Origin of the sequence: Bacillus sp. FSL E2-8900, from assembly GCF_037966225.1 — a bacterium.
In the GTDB taxonomy this organism is placed as follows: Bacteria; Bacillota; Bacilli; order Bacillales; family Bacillaceae_G; genus Bacillus_A; species Bacillus_A cereus.
In genome coordinates, this window is the sequence record NZ_CP150193.1 from 3234474 (window position 1) to 3251333 (window position 16860).

Below are 16860 nucleotides of genomic sequence, written 5' to 3' on the forward strand. Positions count from 1 at the left end.
GTAAATAAGAAAAGTCAGAATTCACATGCATTTTTATTTTCATAATAAAAATGCCACCTTTTCTAACTTTTAGAAAAGGTGGCATTTTAACTCTTATCTCATTTTATGTACTTCAGCAACTAGCTTTCCACCCTGAATGCCCATATAAAGCTTCACAGGTGCATCATTCGTATTTTCAAATACTAAATCTAAATATGGATATGCAATTGTAGCATCTCTTCCTTGTGGAACATAACCTACCGTTTTAGAATGTGTAGTTCTCTCCACCATTTTCAGGCCAGCTTGATCTGCTGCATTGTATAAAGTTGAAGATGTTTGACAAACACCACCGCCATATCCATCTACTAATTTACCATCAACTATTTCTTTCCCTAATTGATATCCTTTATCTGGTGTTGTATCACCGATTAATGAATTAAAAGAGAAACGGTCTCCTTTTGCTAACACAACTCCATTTATGCTCGCTGCTGACAAACGAATATTCTCAATACGGCCACCTGTTGAACCACCTAAGTTCGTTTCATATCTACCAATTACCGTACCATTTCCTTGCGCATCACTTAATGTTGCGACTGGTTTTTTCTCCACGATCGGCAACTGATACGTAGCATCCCACATACCAACATTTAACAATTTATCTACTAATTCTTTTTCCATTAATTCATAAGAAGGTTTTCCTTCTTGCCAACTTCCATCAGGTGCTATACGTGAAGGAACCATTTTTTTGTCGACGCTTTTTCCAACCTCACCAACAACCTTTGTTACAGACTTTTTAAATTTCGCTTCATCTTCAAAATAGCCTAAACTAGATAAATCTAATTTTTTCACTTCAGTACCAGTTCGACCATCAACTAAACTAATAGTATCCTGCACTTCTGCTTTAGCCTCTACAGTATGCCCACCAATATCACTTACCAATGCAACATCACTTACTTTTGCACCACAGCCACTCATTATAGCTACACATAACACCCCAACCAATATACCCTTTACTTTACGGAACAATATACTCTCTCCCTTTCCCCAACATCACTATTATGTATTTATTTCATTTTTATGTATGTTTTGTTACAATCATTTTACAATATGTTTATAAAATGTTACAAGTTATTTTTCACTCTATATAAATTACTCTTTTCTTTTATAAATGTCTATACATATTTACATAAAAGTTTGAGTTTGATAGAATTGTAACTTTTATGTAAACTCTCTCTTTTATCCAGTATATACCATTAAGCAAAAGAAATACAAATCAAAAACCCTCAAGCTATTTTTTATAAAGTGAAACTTTAATCAGTGGGGTCTTACTGCCCGTTAATGCGGGATAAAGAGAAATCCCGTCAACATAAATAGGTATTTGCCGTGCCACCACTCCGCTTTTGCACATACATTATGGTGAATTCAACCTATTTTAAAGAAATGGAGGATGTTATTATGTATCCCTACAATCCATATGATCCATATAATCAATATGCGTACCAACAACCACAGTATGACTTACAAACACAATATCAATCTTATATAGATCAAGCAGAGCACACGAATCCATATGACCAAAATAGACAATTCCAACTTCCAATCTCTTTTCCTGGCACTGGAAATCGTCAATTAGAAAGACGCGTAAATGAGCTTGAACAAAGAGTTCGTCAACTAGAAAATACAGTTGAGCGCCATACACGTAGACTAAACCGCTTAAACCAACGTTTACGCACAGTAGAAAACAGACTAAACATTCCATTCGCAGCATTAGAAGACGGATTTTAATCGAGAAAATAAAGATTATATAAAGGAAGGGGCTTCCCCTTCCTTATATAAATTGACGAAAGTTTTTTCCATCTCTATACTGATAAGAGTTAATGAAATGAAACAAGGTGATAAATATGGATTTTGAAATAAATTATCTTTCCTTTTATGTTGTACAAGTAGAAGGAAAAGGTGAAGCAGTTGATAAACGCTACAAACATTTTCAAACTTTAGACGCTGAAGAATATGAAGATAGTTCCTTAAAAGAATTTTTGAATGGTGAGTTATTAAAAATATCGAAGCGAAAAGTAGAACGTCATGCAAAAACAGAACAAGCCCCAACAAAAATTGGTCGCTTTATTGTAGAAGAAGGGCACGAACTTGATTCAAACCCTCATTACAACCTTTTTAATCGTATTCGCTTTGCAGAAACAAAAGAAAACTTTAAAGATATGAGCGAACCTCTCGTTTATACATATCTTGACACAAGCGCTGTACGTGGTGGTGTATTTTTAATTGCTCAGGCAAAACTACGCAAATACTTTGATGATCCATTCGTATTCGTAATGAAATGCGACTTTGAACCAAAGGTTGCTTCTATTTCTGATGAATCAACACTGATTCGTAACGTTGAAATGGCCATCACAACAAAGAATATGAAATCTATCCAATATCCGTACATGCCTGAAGAAGGTATGGTTGAAGTAGGCGAACTAAAAATACACCAAGCATCACATGCCCGCTACTTTGAAGACTTCTTAAAATTCGTCGAATACGAACGCTCTATGCCTGAAATTATGAAAACACAAGTAATGGACATGGTATACGACCAAATTGAAGATGTATTTGAAGAAGGTACGGAAGAACGCGAACAATTCGACCAAGCGATGGAAGTATGGGCTGCCAGTCCGAAACGCGAAATTATGGAACAATTTTCAACCGAAGAAGTAATGGAAGCAACTGCTCAAATCGTCGAGCATGCTCCTGAAGTCGAATTAAAACTAAAAGCAGATCATATCTCTGTGAAGGCCCTGCTTGCTGATTTCGGGGATCAAATACATATTGCGAAGGTAAATGATCGATATGTACTTATGATTGAAGCAGACACACTTACATTTGAAAAAGGCTTCTCTCCTATTGAGTTTCTGAAGCCAGATGAGCTGCAAGATGTGATTGAGCGGATTGAGAATAAGCAGCAGTATTCGTTTGATCCGAGCGGTATTGAATAAAGTGAAACTTTAATCAGTGGGGTTTTGTTCATCCCCCACTAATTATTAACCCTCACCAATCGGGCTTTTACGGGATAAATACTTCCATATAACTGTTGTTACTGGGCGCTTTTAATAAGCGCTCTTTTGTTTATATTAAAAACCGATTCTACTAAGAATCGATTTTTCTGCTTTATAATAAAACATGTTTATTTTCAAATTTTTTTGATGCAAGATGACATTTGTTGCAGAATCAAATACATCCCTTCCTTGTTATACAAGCTTATTTCCATTAGAAATATCTACTTCAATATTTCTAGTTGACCAAGTCCTTCTATAAGTTGTTAAGATGCAAATTTCACTTTACTACCTCAAATTTATTGTACTCGTAAAAAGATAATTGAAAACGATATTCCGGATGTTCTCTCACCCAATCGTAGGCTTCTTCTAAAATTTCCATTTTGTTTTGCAAGTCATTAAGTTCACTACATTCGTCCCTTTTCTGTTTGCACAGAGGGCAGAATCCATTCACTATTTCCGCACTCGTCGCCCTAATAGTTTTACTTTCTAAATCAACTACTAGACGAAGAATAACAGAATGCTCTTCTTTTGTAGTCACCTTCATTTCAGCAATCCGATCCTCATTCCAAAAGACACCGTTTAATTCCATCTTTACTGTGACATCTTTAATATCCAAGTCTACCACTATCACACCTCCCTTGTACAAAACTCAATCTTACTCTTCTATTTTAAACTTTAATACACCACAACTTAAAGAGATATTAAGTTTTTTCCAATTCTTCTTTACTATGAAAGAAAGTGTAGTTAATGCTAATTGTGTGGTAAATATTATCCCAAAAACTAAAACAGTTAAAATGTTAAAGATTGTTTCCATTAAACTACACTCTTTTCTTTATATATATTTTTATTTTATTAATACGGTTTAAAACGCTTATTACGTCTTAACAATCCCAAAACAATTATAATGCACAATCACAACAACAAATTGATGCCTATTTAATATCAATACGCTGTTATTACATGTATGTAGTTAGAGGTGGAGGAGAAATTCATTTAACCTCTGTATTCTCCTCCATCTCAGCCAAATACCTAATCTGTCGTTCCGCTTTTCTCACTGCCGTACGAAAATGTTTTTTCAGAAGTTCTACTGTATTTTCACTTATATAATATCTTTCCGTTATACTTTCCCACGTGTCACTACTTTCAAATGTACTCCATTCAAAAGGGCGTTCTGTATTTTTCTTTAGTTCTTTAAACACCCATTTTCGCATCTTTTTTTTCGCTTTTTCCGTTAGTTTCCCGTTCTTTACAAGTTCAAGTTCACCATGTCTTTTGTATCGCTTATTAATATCTCTCTCGCTATACACTTTAAGAAGTATATTTGCTGTATTTTCGGCATCTGCTAAAGCACGGTGCTGTTTCCCTTCCCACGTTAAAGCGAGCTGTTCTACCGCAAATTGTAAACTTGGCGTATGTTCAAACAATTCCTCATATGCTTGGAAAACAAATTTTTGCAAATCAATTCTATTTTCTTTTTCTATACTTGGGCATTCAACACCATATAATGTACAATCATGAGATAGAAAGCGATAATCTTCTTTTCCCCATGAAACAAATATAGAACCTTCGCCGATGAACTGAATAAATTTCTCTATAATTTGAGGGAATTTTTCTACACCCATTAAATCTTTTTTCGTAATACCGGTTAATTTTGTTGTATGACGAGTTAATCGTGCACTTGGTTTTACTAACTCCGAAAATTCTTCAATTATCTTCATTGTACCTATTTCTATTTTTACAGCTCCGATATCAACTATTTCTGATGGATCTTCTGATTTATACGGTCTGAAATTCCTTTCAATATCAAACACAATGAAATGTGTAGCGTTTTTCAATTTATTTACCTCTTTCTAAATTCCTTTTCACACAAACACTTTATTTTCAGTATTTATTTATTCATGTACTTTATACAAAAATACTCCGAATAAATAAATGAAAATTCAGTCTTGTTATGATATGTAAGTAGGAGGACATCTATAAAAATGCAAAAAAAAAGAAGGGCGAGCCCTTCTTTTTTCAAAAATTACTTCTTGTTTACGTTAGTAGCTTGAGGTCCACGGTTACCTTGTTCTACTTCGAAAGTAACTTCTTGACCTTCTTCTAAAGTTTTGAAGCCTTCGCCTTGGATAGCTGAGAAATGAACGAATACGTCTTCTCCGCCTTCAACTTCGATGAAACCGAAACCTTTTTCTGAGTTAAACCATTTTACTTTACCGTTTTGCATGAAAAAAATCCTCCTACAATGTACCTATATGTACATATTCATTTTCAACCACCTTACAATAATAAGCCAGATATTAAAAAACTGCAACCCCTGAGGAGATTTAACATTGCTATCCTCCTCGGAAGTTACAGCTCATTTAAATCTCTATATTATTAAAAGTAAAATGGTTTAAATATACTATATCATATCAATATAATAAAAGTAAAGTTTTTTTCTTAAATTATTTTTTGTTCCCACTGCATTGCTTTTAATTCACCTGATCCGGCTACTACATAACCATCTTTTTGATTAACAATGCGCCATCCGTGCCCTTTAACTGAATCACATACTGTAACAATACCTTCTTCAAGAAGCACACGGCACACACTACTAATCCCCGCCTTATTTTGCGTTGAAGTTGTATATAAAACATGTTGATCTACACTTAAGTCTAAATAACTATTTGCTTTCTGCTCACTTTGACATGTATGCCAATATATTTTTTCACTTGCAATACTTTCATCTATTTTACAATAAGAAATATTTCCGCTAACTCCCTTGCACGATCCACTTGCCGCTACTAAATAAGAATTGTGTAAAGTCAACGCGGAGATCATTTGATTCATCGCAATTTTAATCCTCTTTAATTTACGTGTCTTCAAATCAAAGAGCCAAACACCACCATATTTAGCATGTATTTTCGTACCAATAAATAAGTAATGTTTATATAAAAATAATGATCGAATAGACGGTGCCGCACTGCCATACTCAAGAAACGGATGAATAGTTTCCCATGTCAAACCGAAATTATTAGAAAGATACAGCGTTTTTTCTCCATGAGCAACAACAGTTCCTTGTACAGTGCTACATACATTCCAACTCGTTGCTTTTGTTGGAAAACGCTGAATCGTCCAGTTCTCTCCACCATTCATACTGCGAATAAAAATCCCTTCGTCACCTACACCATAAACTACATTATCTTCGCTATGTAAATCCCTAATTCGTTTTTGAAAACCATTTAAAATTCGTTTCCATTCTCCGTCTTGTTCAACAAATAAGCCATTATATGTAGTAGCTAACAACAGTTTTCCATCTCTTAACTTTGTAATAGCAGTTGCACTTAACATTGTCTCCACGTTGACACTCCCATTCTTAGAACTTCTCAGCAAATGCAATTGCAAAATTACTGCATTTTTCAACATCCTCTTCATCTTCTGGAGCTAATTCAATTTTCAGCCCTTCTTGTACAAGCTCTGCACCGCGTTCCACAAGACGTTCTTCAAATATCGTTACCGCTTCACAAAACAGTTCATACGCCGTATCACCCGATCCGAATACCGCTACCTTTTTCCCAGCTAAATCTATATTTTCTAAGTCATCATGAAAATCTTCCGCTTCAAATGGTAATTCACCATCGCCCCACGTATAAGATCCTAAAATGATTCCATCATAAGCTAATAATTCTTCAGCATCCATGCCTTCCATTTCTTGCAATACTACTTCATGATCAAAAGCATCTAAACTAACTTTAATTAAATCAGCAATACTCTCTGTATTTCCTGACATACTTGCATAAGCTATTAAAATTTTTGCCACTTTGGCATCCCCCTCTAACAATAAATGATTCTCATTCTCATTATATTAATAATGAGAATCAATTTCAATTGATTCTTTCTACTTTTATTTACATTTCACATTACTTATTTCAAATAAAGTGAAACTTTAATCAGTGAGGGTATTCATCCCCACCTAACTTCTTTGTTTCCGCTGAATTTTGAGGCGGGGTGTCTTACCGCCCGGCAAATAGCGGGATAAAGTGAAAGTTTAATGAGTCCTCACCAATCAGGCTTTTTCAGACAGCCCACAAAGAGCGGAATAAATAAAAAAGCACAGATGACTATACAATCATCTGTGCTTTTTTATTATTTTTTAAAAATACCAAAAGGCTTTCCTACTGGTAAAACAACTTTTCCGAAGTGTGTATTTAACACTGCTGCTGCTGAACCGTAGAAAGATAATAACGAAATAAGAAGTTCAGAATATGCTGCTAAATTATGCATTGCATGCGGCATAACACCTAAAGTACTTAATGAAAGACCGATAAATAAGAAATCAATAAGGACGAAAATCATAAATAATACTTTATGTGTTTCCATTGCACCAATTGTCATAAAGATTGTGAAAATCAAATATCCGATAAAGGCTACACCAAGCTGTTTTGAATCTGCAGCTTGTGCTAATTTTTCGCCAAATACTCCAAGTTGAATTAACCAAGTCATTCCAACACCTAGCCAAAATAGACCGTACGCACCGAATGCTGTTGTACCGAATGTATTGTTATGCTTTGCATCATGAATGCAAGCAAAGATTTGTGCAAATCCTCCTAAAAAGATTGCCCACGGTAATACAAGTGAAACGCCATCTGTTAAGCCTAACTTTTGAGATGATGCTACAAGTGTTACCATCGCTAATCCAAATAGACCAATTCCAGATGGATCCGCTGTTGTCATTTTCACATGATGTGTAGTAGTTTGATTGCTCATATAAACCTCCTGATTATAAACATACTCGAATACAATACTTAAATCAGAAGACTATGTCAATGGTTTTTTTTGTATGTTGTCAGACGTTATATTTTATAATGATTAAATATATTTCTGACCACTCCATAAGGTTTTATATTCACTTTTTCCAACTCGTTTATCGGTAGCCATAACGGAATATAATTTCCCCTACCTTCCAGCTGAAATTCCTCAGCTGTTCCGCTTCCGAACACTCCGCCTGTAATATAGGCAGCATAATAATATTCATTTCCTTTATATTTTACCTTTGCAATAAGGTGCTCCACTTGTATATGTACCCCTAATTCTTCGTATACCTCTCTTTTCGTTGCCTCTTCAGGCGTTTCACCTTCCTCAATCCCTCCGCCAGGAAAAACATAATATCTTTCCTCTTCTCGAATACGTTTTATAAGAGCGATTTTTCCTTCCTGTACAATGATGGCGGCTCCGCGATTTCTTATCATTTTATTACCTCAATACGAATCGCAACTGTTCCCCACTCTTTTTCTTGTTCTTTCGTATATATTTTGTATGTACTTTCTAACATTTCCTCTAAACTATCATTTTCACAATCCAATAATTTTTTATCGATTTGTTCATATATAGCTTTAAAGCTCTCGTATCGCTTTATTTCCGTTACTTTTACCGTCATCATTTCTGTTGTCTTAAGATTCGTAAATACGATTTCATCGTCTTTGTTTATTAGTTGACGTTTTTTATCGTATAGGCGTACTTCATATACTTTTTCCCCTGATCGAATTGACTGAAACGGTTTATTATATAAACCCATTTCGTATCGCATACATCCCACTCCCTTTTGTTCATTTCACCTATTAATACAGTTCACATTACTACATCTTGCATATAATATTCCATACGTATCACTTAATTGAGAAAGGAGGCTGAAGAAGCATGTTATATTTAAATCAAAAACCTGAATATAATAAATATGATATTGGTGATTATACTTATAGTAAAGTAGGGCCAACCATTTTTTCTTGGAACGATGAAACAAAATTGAAAATAGGTAAGTTTTGTTCATTAGCAGAAGAAGTCGTTTTCATACTTGGCGGTGAACATCGCGCAGACTGGATAACGACTTATCCATTTAATGCACTTTTTGATGAAGGAGCACATATTACTGGTCACCCTTCTTCAAAAGGTGATATCGTAGTTGGCAATGATGTATGGATTGGTTATCAATCCTGCATTTTATCTGGTGTTACAATTGGTAACGGTGCCATTATTGGTGCAAAGAGTGTTGTTACAAAGGACGTACCGCCATATGCAATTGTGGCTGGTAATCCTGCAAAATTTATTCGCTATCGTTTCCCGCAAGAAACAATTGACAAACTAGAGAATCTCGCATGGTGGGACTGGGACATTTCTGTTATAAAAGGAGCTATTCCATTACTACTTTCCGACAAAATCGACGAATTTTTCACCTCGCCCGAAAAAGAATCTACATGATTAATGAAGAAAGAGCATCCTTCTCTTACAGGATGCTCTTTCTTCATTTATTTTTTCTTTATTTGCAAATGATCACACGGAGAACATTGAAAAGGAATTTTCCCTAAGCAATTAAGATTCGTTTCGCAAATTTGTTCAATCGTTGGAACAAATGGAATGACAACTATGTTACTTTCTACTATTTGTGTAACAGGTGGCAATACTGTGCCTACTTGATGTTCAAAACGAATACTCGCTTGATTTATATAATTTCCTGAACCATTTGGCGCGCTCTGTACTGCTACTTGGAACGAAACTGTCCTTGCTTCACCAGGATTTAAACTTCCGATAAGAAACCCTACTGCCGGGCTTACATTCGGCACTGGCGTATTATCAACCGTTACACTTCCAGGAACAAATCGAACACTACTATCTAACATATCTTGAAAACGAATATTTTGCATTACAGTATCACCCGTATTTGTGATGACTGTCGTAAACGTAATGACATCTCCAATTGTTGCTACCTGTAAATCTGCCGTTTTTACGACTGTCGTTGAGACATTTTGAGGAATAAACGGGATAACAACTGTATTACTATCACCTTCAACTACTACTGGCGGCTCATTCGGATTTACAGTTGCAAGCCCATTCGCTGTAGCAGTATTTGTAACTAAATTATTTATTTGCCCTCCTATTATTACAACTTGGAAATTAATAATTGCTGCATCATTTGGCTGAAAATCACCTAATGGAATACCAGTATTCGGGTTAGCGAATGGAAAAGATACATCATTTACCGTTACCGTGCCATTTATAAATAGCGTATTCGGATCAATGATATCTGTTAACACAATGTTGGTCACAGGAACTGTACTATCATTTATAACAGCGATTCCGTAAGTGACAACATCCCCTATCATTGCTACTTCAAAGTTTGCTCCTTTTGCAACAAATAAGATTGCAGTATTTACCGTCACTATAACGGTATTGCTCGTATCCATCACTGTAACTGGCGGCTCCCCTGGTACTAAAATATATTCTGCTAACGCCCCAGCAACGTTCACTACTGTACCACCATCTGGAAAACTTGTAATCGTAGCTTCATATGTTACAATCGCCGTCTCACCGACTGGAATGTCTACAATCGTAAATCCAACCTGCGGATTTACTCCCGGACGAGCTACTCCATTTACAGTTACACTATTTGGTACAAAAACAGCTTCCTGAGATAGGACATCGATAAATTGAATATTCATCGCATCAGCAGTACCAGTATTTAATATTCGAACCGTATACTTTACTGTTTCTCCTACTCCAACAATTGAATGATCTACTTCTTTTTGCATATCTAAACTGCCTCTATTTACTGGTGTGACTGTCGTATTACTTGAATTCGTAATTGTAAACGGAGGGTCTCCTGGAATTAATTCAAAATCACCCGTTACTCTTGCTGTATTCATAATGCTACTAGAAGGCGGAACTGCGATTACATTTACTTCAAATGTAATTAATACGCTATCCCCTACTGCAAGATTAGGCAATGCAAAGCCTACAAATGGATCTAAACCTACTTGCGGAATTCCATTTATTTGTACACTCCCAGGAACGAATTCTAAACTAGGTGATGGAACATCGCTAAACTGAACGTTCGTCGCTGTTACCGTTCCCGTATTTGTAACTTGCACACTATACGTTAACGTATCTCCTAATCGTGTCGCTTCTTTATTTACAGATTTTATAACGCTGAATCGTCCTCTATTCACTCTAGTTATCGTCGTATTACTCGGCTCTGTTATTACAACCGGTGGCTCTCCTGGCACTAAAGTAAAGCTTCCTGTTATATTTGCAACGTTCGTAATTGTTCCTGATGACGGGATGTTTGTAACTGTCGCTTGAAACGTCACTATAACTGTTTCACCAACTGGGATATCTCCAACTCCAAATCCAGTAATCGGATTTAAGTTTGGTTGCGGAGCTCCATTTATCGTTACACTATTTGGTACAAATGACGCACCTGTTGAAATCGTATCAATAAACTGAACATTGTTAGCTGTTACTGTTCCTGTATTCGTTATTTGCACTGTATACGTCAATACATCTCCAACTAGAGTAGCGGCTCTATTTACTTGTTTAATAACATTAAAGCGTCCTCTATTTACAGTTGTGAGTGTTGTATTACTTGGCTGATTTACTATAACTGGTGGTTCTCCTGGTACTAAAATAAAGCTTCCGGTAACATTTGCCGTATTGGCAATTGTTCCGTTTGACGGAACGCTAACAACTGTTACTTGGAAAGTGACTTCTACACTTTCACCTGGAATTATATCCGGAAGTGAGAAGCCAGTGTTAGGGTCTAATCCAGGCTGTAACGCACCGTTTATCGTTACACTATTCGGTACGAATGTTATAGAGGATGGTAATACATCACTATATTGAACATTCGTCGCTATCACTGTTCCCGTATTTTGAACTACTGTTGTATATGTGATTGTATCGCCTACTGCAACAACCGGCTGACTTACTGATTTTAAAACATTCAAACCAGATTCATTTATTTCTGTTAATGTCGTGTTACTTGTCGTCGTTTCCGTAATAGGCGGCTCTGTTTCACTTACAGCAAACGTAGCTGTAACATCTACAAAGTTAACAATCGTTCCACCTTCTGGTATGCTCGTAACCACTTCCTGATATGTGACGAGTACAAAATCATCTACAGGTATATCTGGAACTGTAAAACCAATGAAAGGATCTAATCCTGGTGCTGGTACCCCGTTTATACTCACGCTTCCTGGTACGAATGCTACACCGGCGGAAGTAGTATCGATAAATTGAACATTCGTCGCTGGCACTGTTCCGAAATTAAAAATCAATACATCATACGTTAATATTTCTCCTACAGTCGCTACTTCCTTATCTACTATTTTCACTGGAAAAATAAACGCTATATTAATTGTCGTAACGACTAAATTCGTTAATATCGTTTCCATAATCGGTGGTTCCTGCGGATTTGGTTGTGAAGTAAATGTAACGTCTGCATCATTTAATATGACTTCATTATCTGGAATTTCTGTAATCGTCACTTGGAATGTGACCTCAATACTTCCACCAGCGATTAATAATGGCGTAACTGTAAATCCTATTTCTGGATTTAAACCAAGTTGCTGCACTCCACCTATCGTTACACTATTGTCAACAAACGTCGTTCCTTCTGGTATGACATCTTGGAAGAACACATCTGTAACAGGGATAATTCCTACGTTTGAAATGAGCACGGTATACGTTAATACATCCCCAACAGCCCCAGTTGCAACATCAACTGTTTTTGTTGCTGTTACTTCACCAGGAGGAGGTAACGGTATTGTAACTACCGTTGTATTACTTGAATTCGTTGTTGTTACAGGTGGTTGTAAAGGATTTAATAAGAAAGTGGCTGTAGCAGATGCTGTATTTAATACTGCTCCACGTGTAGACGGTGCAACTACCGTAACTTGGAACGTTACTGTCAATGCTGTTCCAGCTGCAATATTAGGAAGCGGGAAACCAACATTTGGGTCAAATCCAGGTTGTGGCGTTCCATTTATCGTTACACTATTTGCTACAAATGTTGTTTCTGGAGAAACTGGATCAAGGAAAGAGACATTCGTTGCTGTTACTGTACCGTTATTTCGAATGACAACAGAATACGTGTAAGTTTCTCCAAGTGCTGCTTGTTGTACAGATGAAGATTTTTGTATATTTAACTGTGCTGTGTTTACTTGCGTCACTACAAAATTACTATTTGTAACAGTCGTTATTGGAGGGTTTGCTGGATTTATAAGAAAACTTGCAGTAACGTTCGATTGGTTTCTTATATTTCCACCGCTCGGAACACCCGTCACTGTAACTTGAAACGTAATGGTAGCCGTTTGCCCGACCGGAATATTTGGTACCTGGAATCCTGCCATAGGATCCGCGCCTTGCTGTACGACTCCATTTATCGTCACACTATTTGCTACAAAGGCAGTACCAGACGGAATTGGATCTTGAAAAACAATATTCGTTGCAGGAACAGTTCCTGTATTTTGAATAAGAATCGTATACGTTAACGTATCTCCTACACCAGCTTGTGGTGTGTTTACACTCTTCATTACATTAAGTGATCCTACATTCACTCGCGTCACAACAATATTACTAATCGTTACAATTGTAATTGGTGGCTGGAGAGGACTTACTTGGAAATCAGCAGTGACATTCGCATTATTCGGAAGAACTCTATTTGGTGGTACACTCGTGATTGTCACTTGAAAAGTGACCGTCACCATACCTCCTACTGGAATATTAGCAAGTGGAAATCCAATTGTCGGGTTTAAACCTGGTTGAGGTGTCCCATTTATCGTTACACTATTCGCTACAAAAGTGGTTCCAGCTGGAATCGGATCAAGGAATGATACATTTGTCGCTGTCACCGTTCCACTATTTTGTATACGAACTGTATACGTTAACGTATCTCCTACACCGGCTTCAGTAGCACTTACACTTTTCATTACATTTAACCCTGAAGAATTCACAATCGTCATAACAGTATTACTTGGTACTGTTACAGTAATCGGTGGCTCTGTTGGATTTACAAGGAAATCTCCAGTTACATTCGCATTATTTACAACATTATTTCCTTGGGGAATTTCATCAATTAATACTTCAAATGTAACAATAACACTGGTACCAGTAGGCAAATTATTTAATGGGAATCCAAGTTCTGGATCTGCCCCTTCTTGTAAAACACCATTCACAACTACACTATTTTCAATAAATAATGTCCCTTGTGGAATTGAATCTTGGAAAAATACATTTGTAGCTGGTACACTACCTGCATTTATAACTTCGATTGTATATACTAAAACATCTCCTACCGTTGCAACATCTGTATTCACTGCTTTCACAACTTCAAAATTTCCTGATTGTACTGTCGTATTCACAACATTACTCGGAACATTAATTGTTACTGGTGGTTCATTCGGATTCACTTGAAAGCTTGCTGTTACATTTGCTTGATTTAAAATATCTTCATTTTCTGGATTCTGTACAATTACTACGTCAAATGTGACTACAACCGTTTGAGCCGCAGGAATATTCGGAAGAGAGAATCCTGTATTCGGATTTAGTCCACTTTGCTGTACTCCATTAATTGTTACAGAATTTGCAACAAATGAAACAGCAGAAGAAATAGGGTCTTGGAAAAATACATTTGTTAACGGAACGTTCCCTGTATTTTGGACGGCAATTGTGTACGTTAAAGTATCCCCTACCGCCGCTTGCGTTGTATTTACTTCTTTTATTACATTTAAACCGCCTGTATTAACTTGTGTCACAACTGTATTCGTTTGTCTATTAATTGTTATCGGTGGCTGATTCGGAATAACGACGAAATTAGCAGATACATTTCCGCGATTCGCAATCGTACCTCCCGATGGTGTAGATGTTACTCGTACTTGAAATGTAACAGTCCTACTTCCGCCAGGAGATATATTAGCTACTGTAAACCCAGTCGCTGGATTTACCCCAGGTTGTGAAACCCCATCCACAGTCACACTATTTACGATAAATGTCGTTCCAATTGGGATCGGATCTTGAAAAATAACGTTCGTTGCAAGTACATTTCCTGTATTTTGAATTGTTACCGTGTACGTAAGAACGTCGTTAACCGTTGCAAAAGCTTTATCCACTGTTTTTCTCGTTGCTATATCAGCTATATTAATTGTCGTAACTACAGTATTACTTGTCGCTTGCCCTGAAACTGGTTGTTGACCAGGCACTGGAGTAAAGGTAAATGTTACACTCGCACGGTTTGGAATTGGATTGACAAGAGGGTTCGATGTTACTCGAACTTGAAAGCGCACTACAGTCGTTTGCGATGCATTAATACTTCCAAGATTAATACTACTTGCTGGATTTGCACCTGGACGCGCTACTCCATTTACCGTAACGCTATTTGCGACAAATGTTGTTCCAGCAGGGATACTATCAACAAAAATAACATTGTTCGCAGTGACGTTTCCATTATTTGTGACATTAACTGTGTACGTTAATACATCATTAAGCGTTGCCGTCTGTAAATCTACAGATTTCTGCATACTTATAGTTGCTTGATTCACTGTCGTTTGTACTGTGTTTGAAGAAGACGTACTTGTAATAGGAGGACTACCAACGAAGGGACGGAATTGATATGACACCATTGCACGATTTAAAATAGGATTGGGATTCGGGAATGATGTTATTCGAACTTGAAATGTAACAATTCTTTGCGTGTTATTTGGGATTGTGCCTAAATTAATTCCATTAGCAGGGTTTGCATTCGGCTGTGTTACTCCCCCTACCGTAACACTACCTGCAACAAACGTCGTTCCGCTCGGAATACTATCACGTAATACAACGTTTTCTGCACTTCCTGTTCCTGTATTTGGGACCGTAATTGTATAAGTGAGAGTATCCCCTACCCCCGCGACTGTTCTATTAACTGATTTAACAGGATTAATAATTGGACCTGTTGCATCAATTTGAACACCAAAACCAGCTGCAGCGTATCCATCTCCATTTGTAACAAATCGAACCGTTGCTGATGTTTGACTGTTTACTAAAGATGAGGAGGCATCTACATTCGTAATATCCCACCCCTGTCTTCGGACGGCCAAAGCTACCCCTAACGGCTGATTCAAATCTCCAAACGTGCCGCTCGTATCTAAATTTCCACTGTCATTACAAATTTGTGACTGAAAGAAATTATTGGCAGGATTTCTCGGTCCGAATAATGCAACTGTAGCATTTGCATTCGGCCCAAAGCGAAGTTGATCTCCAACAATGTTAGAATCACCTTCTTGAGCAGTTACGAGCACTCTTCCTGTAACAGCTCCTGTTGCCGGCGTAGCAAAACCTGAAATTGTAGCATCAACTGGCGGGGATGAAGCATCGATAATTTCTTGACCTGCATATACTGACAAATTTCGAAGTGGTAAACTTGCATTTTGATACACAACCTCAAGCGTCCATCCAGCTGAACGACTGATTGTTGGGTCGGCTGAAGTTCTTGCAGCTGGCACAGCACCCGTTGTATATGTGCCTGCCCCACCTGCACTAACAAGATTCGTTACATTGGCAGAGCGAGCATAATAAAACTGATTTCCTACTGAACCTTGCTGCGCGGTAGCAGGATCTGGCGTAACAGAAAACGTCCCTGCTGGCGTTGTAAATGTAATGTTATCATTTAAAAATGGTAACACATCTTCCGTATCAGTCCGGAAAGTACCAGCCCAAACTAATTCTGCATATAATACACTGCTTCCCGCTGGAAGATTTAAAATTGCACTTGAAGAATTCAATTGCCATTCATCTGTTGTCCCTGCTGGGAACCCTGGTACTTGCAATGCTGTATTTACTGTCGTAAACACAGCAAGTGTACCAAAAATATTACCTGGTGCAGGTGATGTAGGGCTAAGTCCCAGCGTATTCCCAGTAAACGTGACGGCACCAGGTACTGTTGTCGTAAACCTATTTATAAAAGGCACACAATCATCTCATTTCAATTATAGTAAAAAGTGCTCTATACTATAAAATGTAGACAAACTATACAATGTACGTT

13 protein-coding genes are annotated in these 16860 nt (G+C 37.1%); 3 read left to right on the forward strand and 10 right to left on the reverse strand.

What is annotated here, in order from left to right; translation table 11 throughout:
* Positions 1 to 93: 93 nt before the first annotated feature.
* Positions 94 to 1005 carry a VanW family protein gene (locus tag NST90_RS16475; RefSeq protein ID WP_000488973.1) on the reverse strand — a complete coding sequence of 304 codons (912 nt, stop codon included), beginning with the start codon at positions 1003 to 1005 and terminating at the stop codon, positions 94 to 96.
* Positions 1006 to 1434: 429 nt separating this feature from the next.
* Here NST90_RS16475 and NST90_RS16480 point away from each other — a divergent pair, with 429 nt between their 5' ends.
* On the forward strand, positions 1435 to 1764 hold the full coding sequence (locus NST90_RS16480; protein WP_000283715.1) for a hypothetical protein: 330 nt from the start codon (positions 1435 to 1437) through the stop codon (positions 1762 to 1764).
* A gap of 116 nt (positions 1765 to 1880) precedes the next feature.
* Positions 1881 to 2972: a DUF3900 domain-containing protein gene (locus NST90_RS16485; RefSeq protein WP_000345046.1), complete on the forward strand. Its 1092-nt coding sequence runs from the start codon at positions 1881 to 1883 to the stop codon at positions 2970 to 2972.
* A 337-nt stretch (positions 2973 to 3309) separates the two neighbouring features.
* Here NST90_RS16485 and NST90_RS16490 read toward each other — a convergent pair whose 3' ends face one another.
* From NST90_RS16490 to NST90_RS16525, 8 genes are all read right to left on the reverse strand, one after another.
* Entirely contained in the window at positions 3310 to 3657 is a 348-nt protein-coding gene (locus NST90_RS16490; protein WP_000227983.1) for a hypothetical protein, read from the reverse strand.
* Between the two features lie 364 nt (positions 3658 to 4021).
* On the reverse strand, positions 4022 to 4867 hold the full coding sequence (locus tag NST90_RS16495) for an exonuclease (protein WP_000786419.1): 846 nt from the start codon (positions 4865 to 4867) through the stop codon (positions 4022 to 4024).
* A gap of 188 nt (positions 4868 to 5055) precedes the next feature.
* On the reverse strand, positions 5056 to 5256 hold the full coding sequence (gene cspB, locus NST90_RS16500) for a cold shock-like protein CspB (RefSeq protein WP_001179150.1): 201 nt from the start codon (positions 5254 to 5256) through the stop codon (positions 5056 to 5058).
* 215 nt (positions 5257 to 5471) lie between these two features.
* Complete coding sequence (locus NST90_RS16505; protein WP_061113625.1) at positions 5472 to 6371, reverse strand: hypothetical protein; 900 nt, start codon at positions 6369 to 6371, stop codon at positions 5472 to 5474.
* 16 nt (positions 6372 to 6387) lie between these two features.
* Positions 6388 to 6831, reverse strand: a complete 444-nt coding sequence (locus NST90_RS16510; protein WP_001062752.1) for a flavodoxin — start codon at positions 6829 to 6831, stop codon at positions 6388 to 6390.
* A 326-nt stretch (positions 6832 to 7157) separates the two neighbouring features.
* On the reverse strand, positions 7158 to 7778 hold the full coding sequence (locus tag NST90_RS16515) for a GPR1/FUN34/YaaH family transporter (protein WP_000070938.1): 621 nt from the start codon (positions 7776 to 7778) through the stop codon (positions 7158 to 7160).
* A gap of 86 nt (positions 7779 to 7864) precedes the next feature.
* On the reverse strand, positions 7865 to 8260 hold the full coding sequence (locus NST90_RS16520) for an NUDIX domain-containing protein (RefSeq protein WP_000620823.1): 396 nt from the start codon (positions 8258 to 8260) through the stop codon (positions 7865 to 7867).
* On the reverse strand, positions 8257 to 8598 hold the full coding sequence (locus tag NST90_RS16525) for an ASCH domain-containing protein (protein WP_001268366.1): 342 nt from the start codon (positions 8596 to 8598) through the stop codon (positions 8257 to 8259). The genes NST90_RS16520 and NST90_RS16525 overlap by 4 nt, the downstream gene beginning before the upstream one ends.
* A gap of 110 nt (positions 8599 to 8708) precedes the next feature.
* Here NST90_RS16525 and NST90_RS16530 point away from each other — a divergent pair, with 110 nt between their 5' ends.
* The gene (locus NST90_RS16530; RefSeq protein WP_000966302.1) at positions 8709 to 9266 is read left to right on the forward strand and encodes a CatB-related O-acetyltransferase; all 558 of its coding nucleotides are present in this window, start codon (positions 8709 to 8711) and stop codon (positions 9264 to 9266) included.
* 47 nt (positions 9267 to 9313) lie between these two features.
* Here the strand turns inward: NST90_RS16530 and NST90_RS16535 are convergent, their stop codons facing one another.
* Positions 9314 to 16786, reverse strand: coding sequence for a hypothetical protein (locus NST90_RS16535; protein WP_283748140.1), 7473 nt, complete (start codon positions 16784 to 16786; stop codon positions 9314 to 9316).
* Positions 16787 to 16860: the final 74 nt, after the last annotated feature.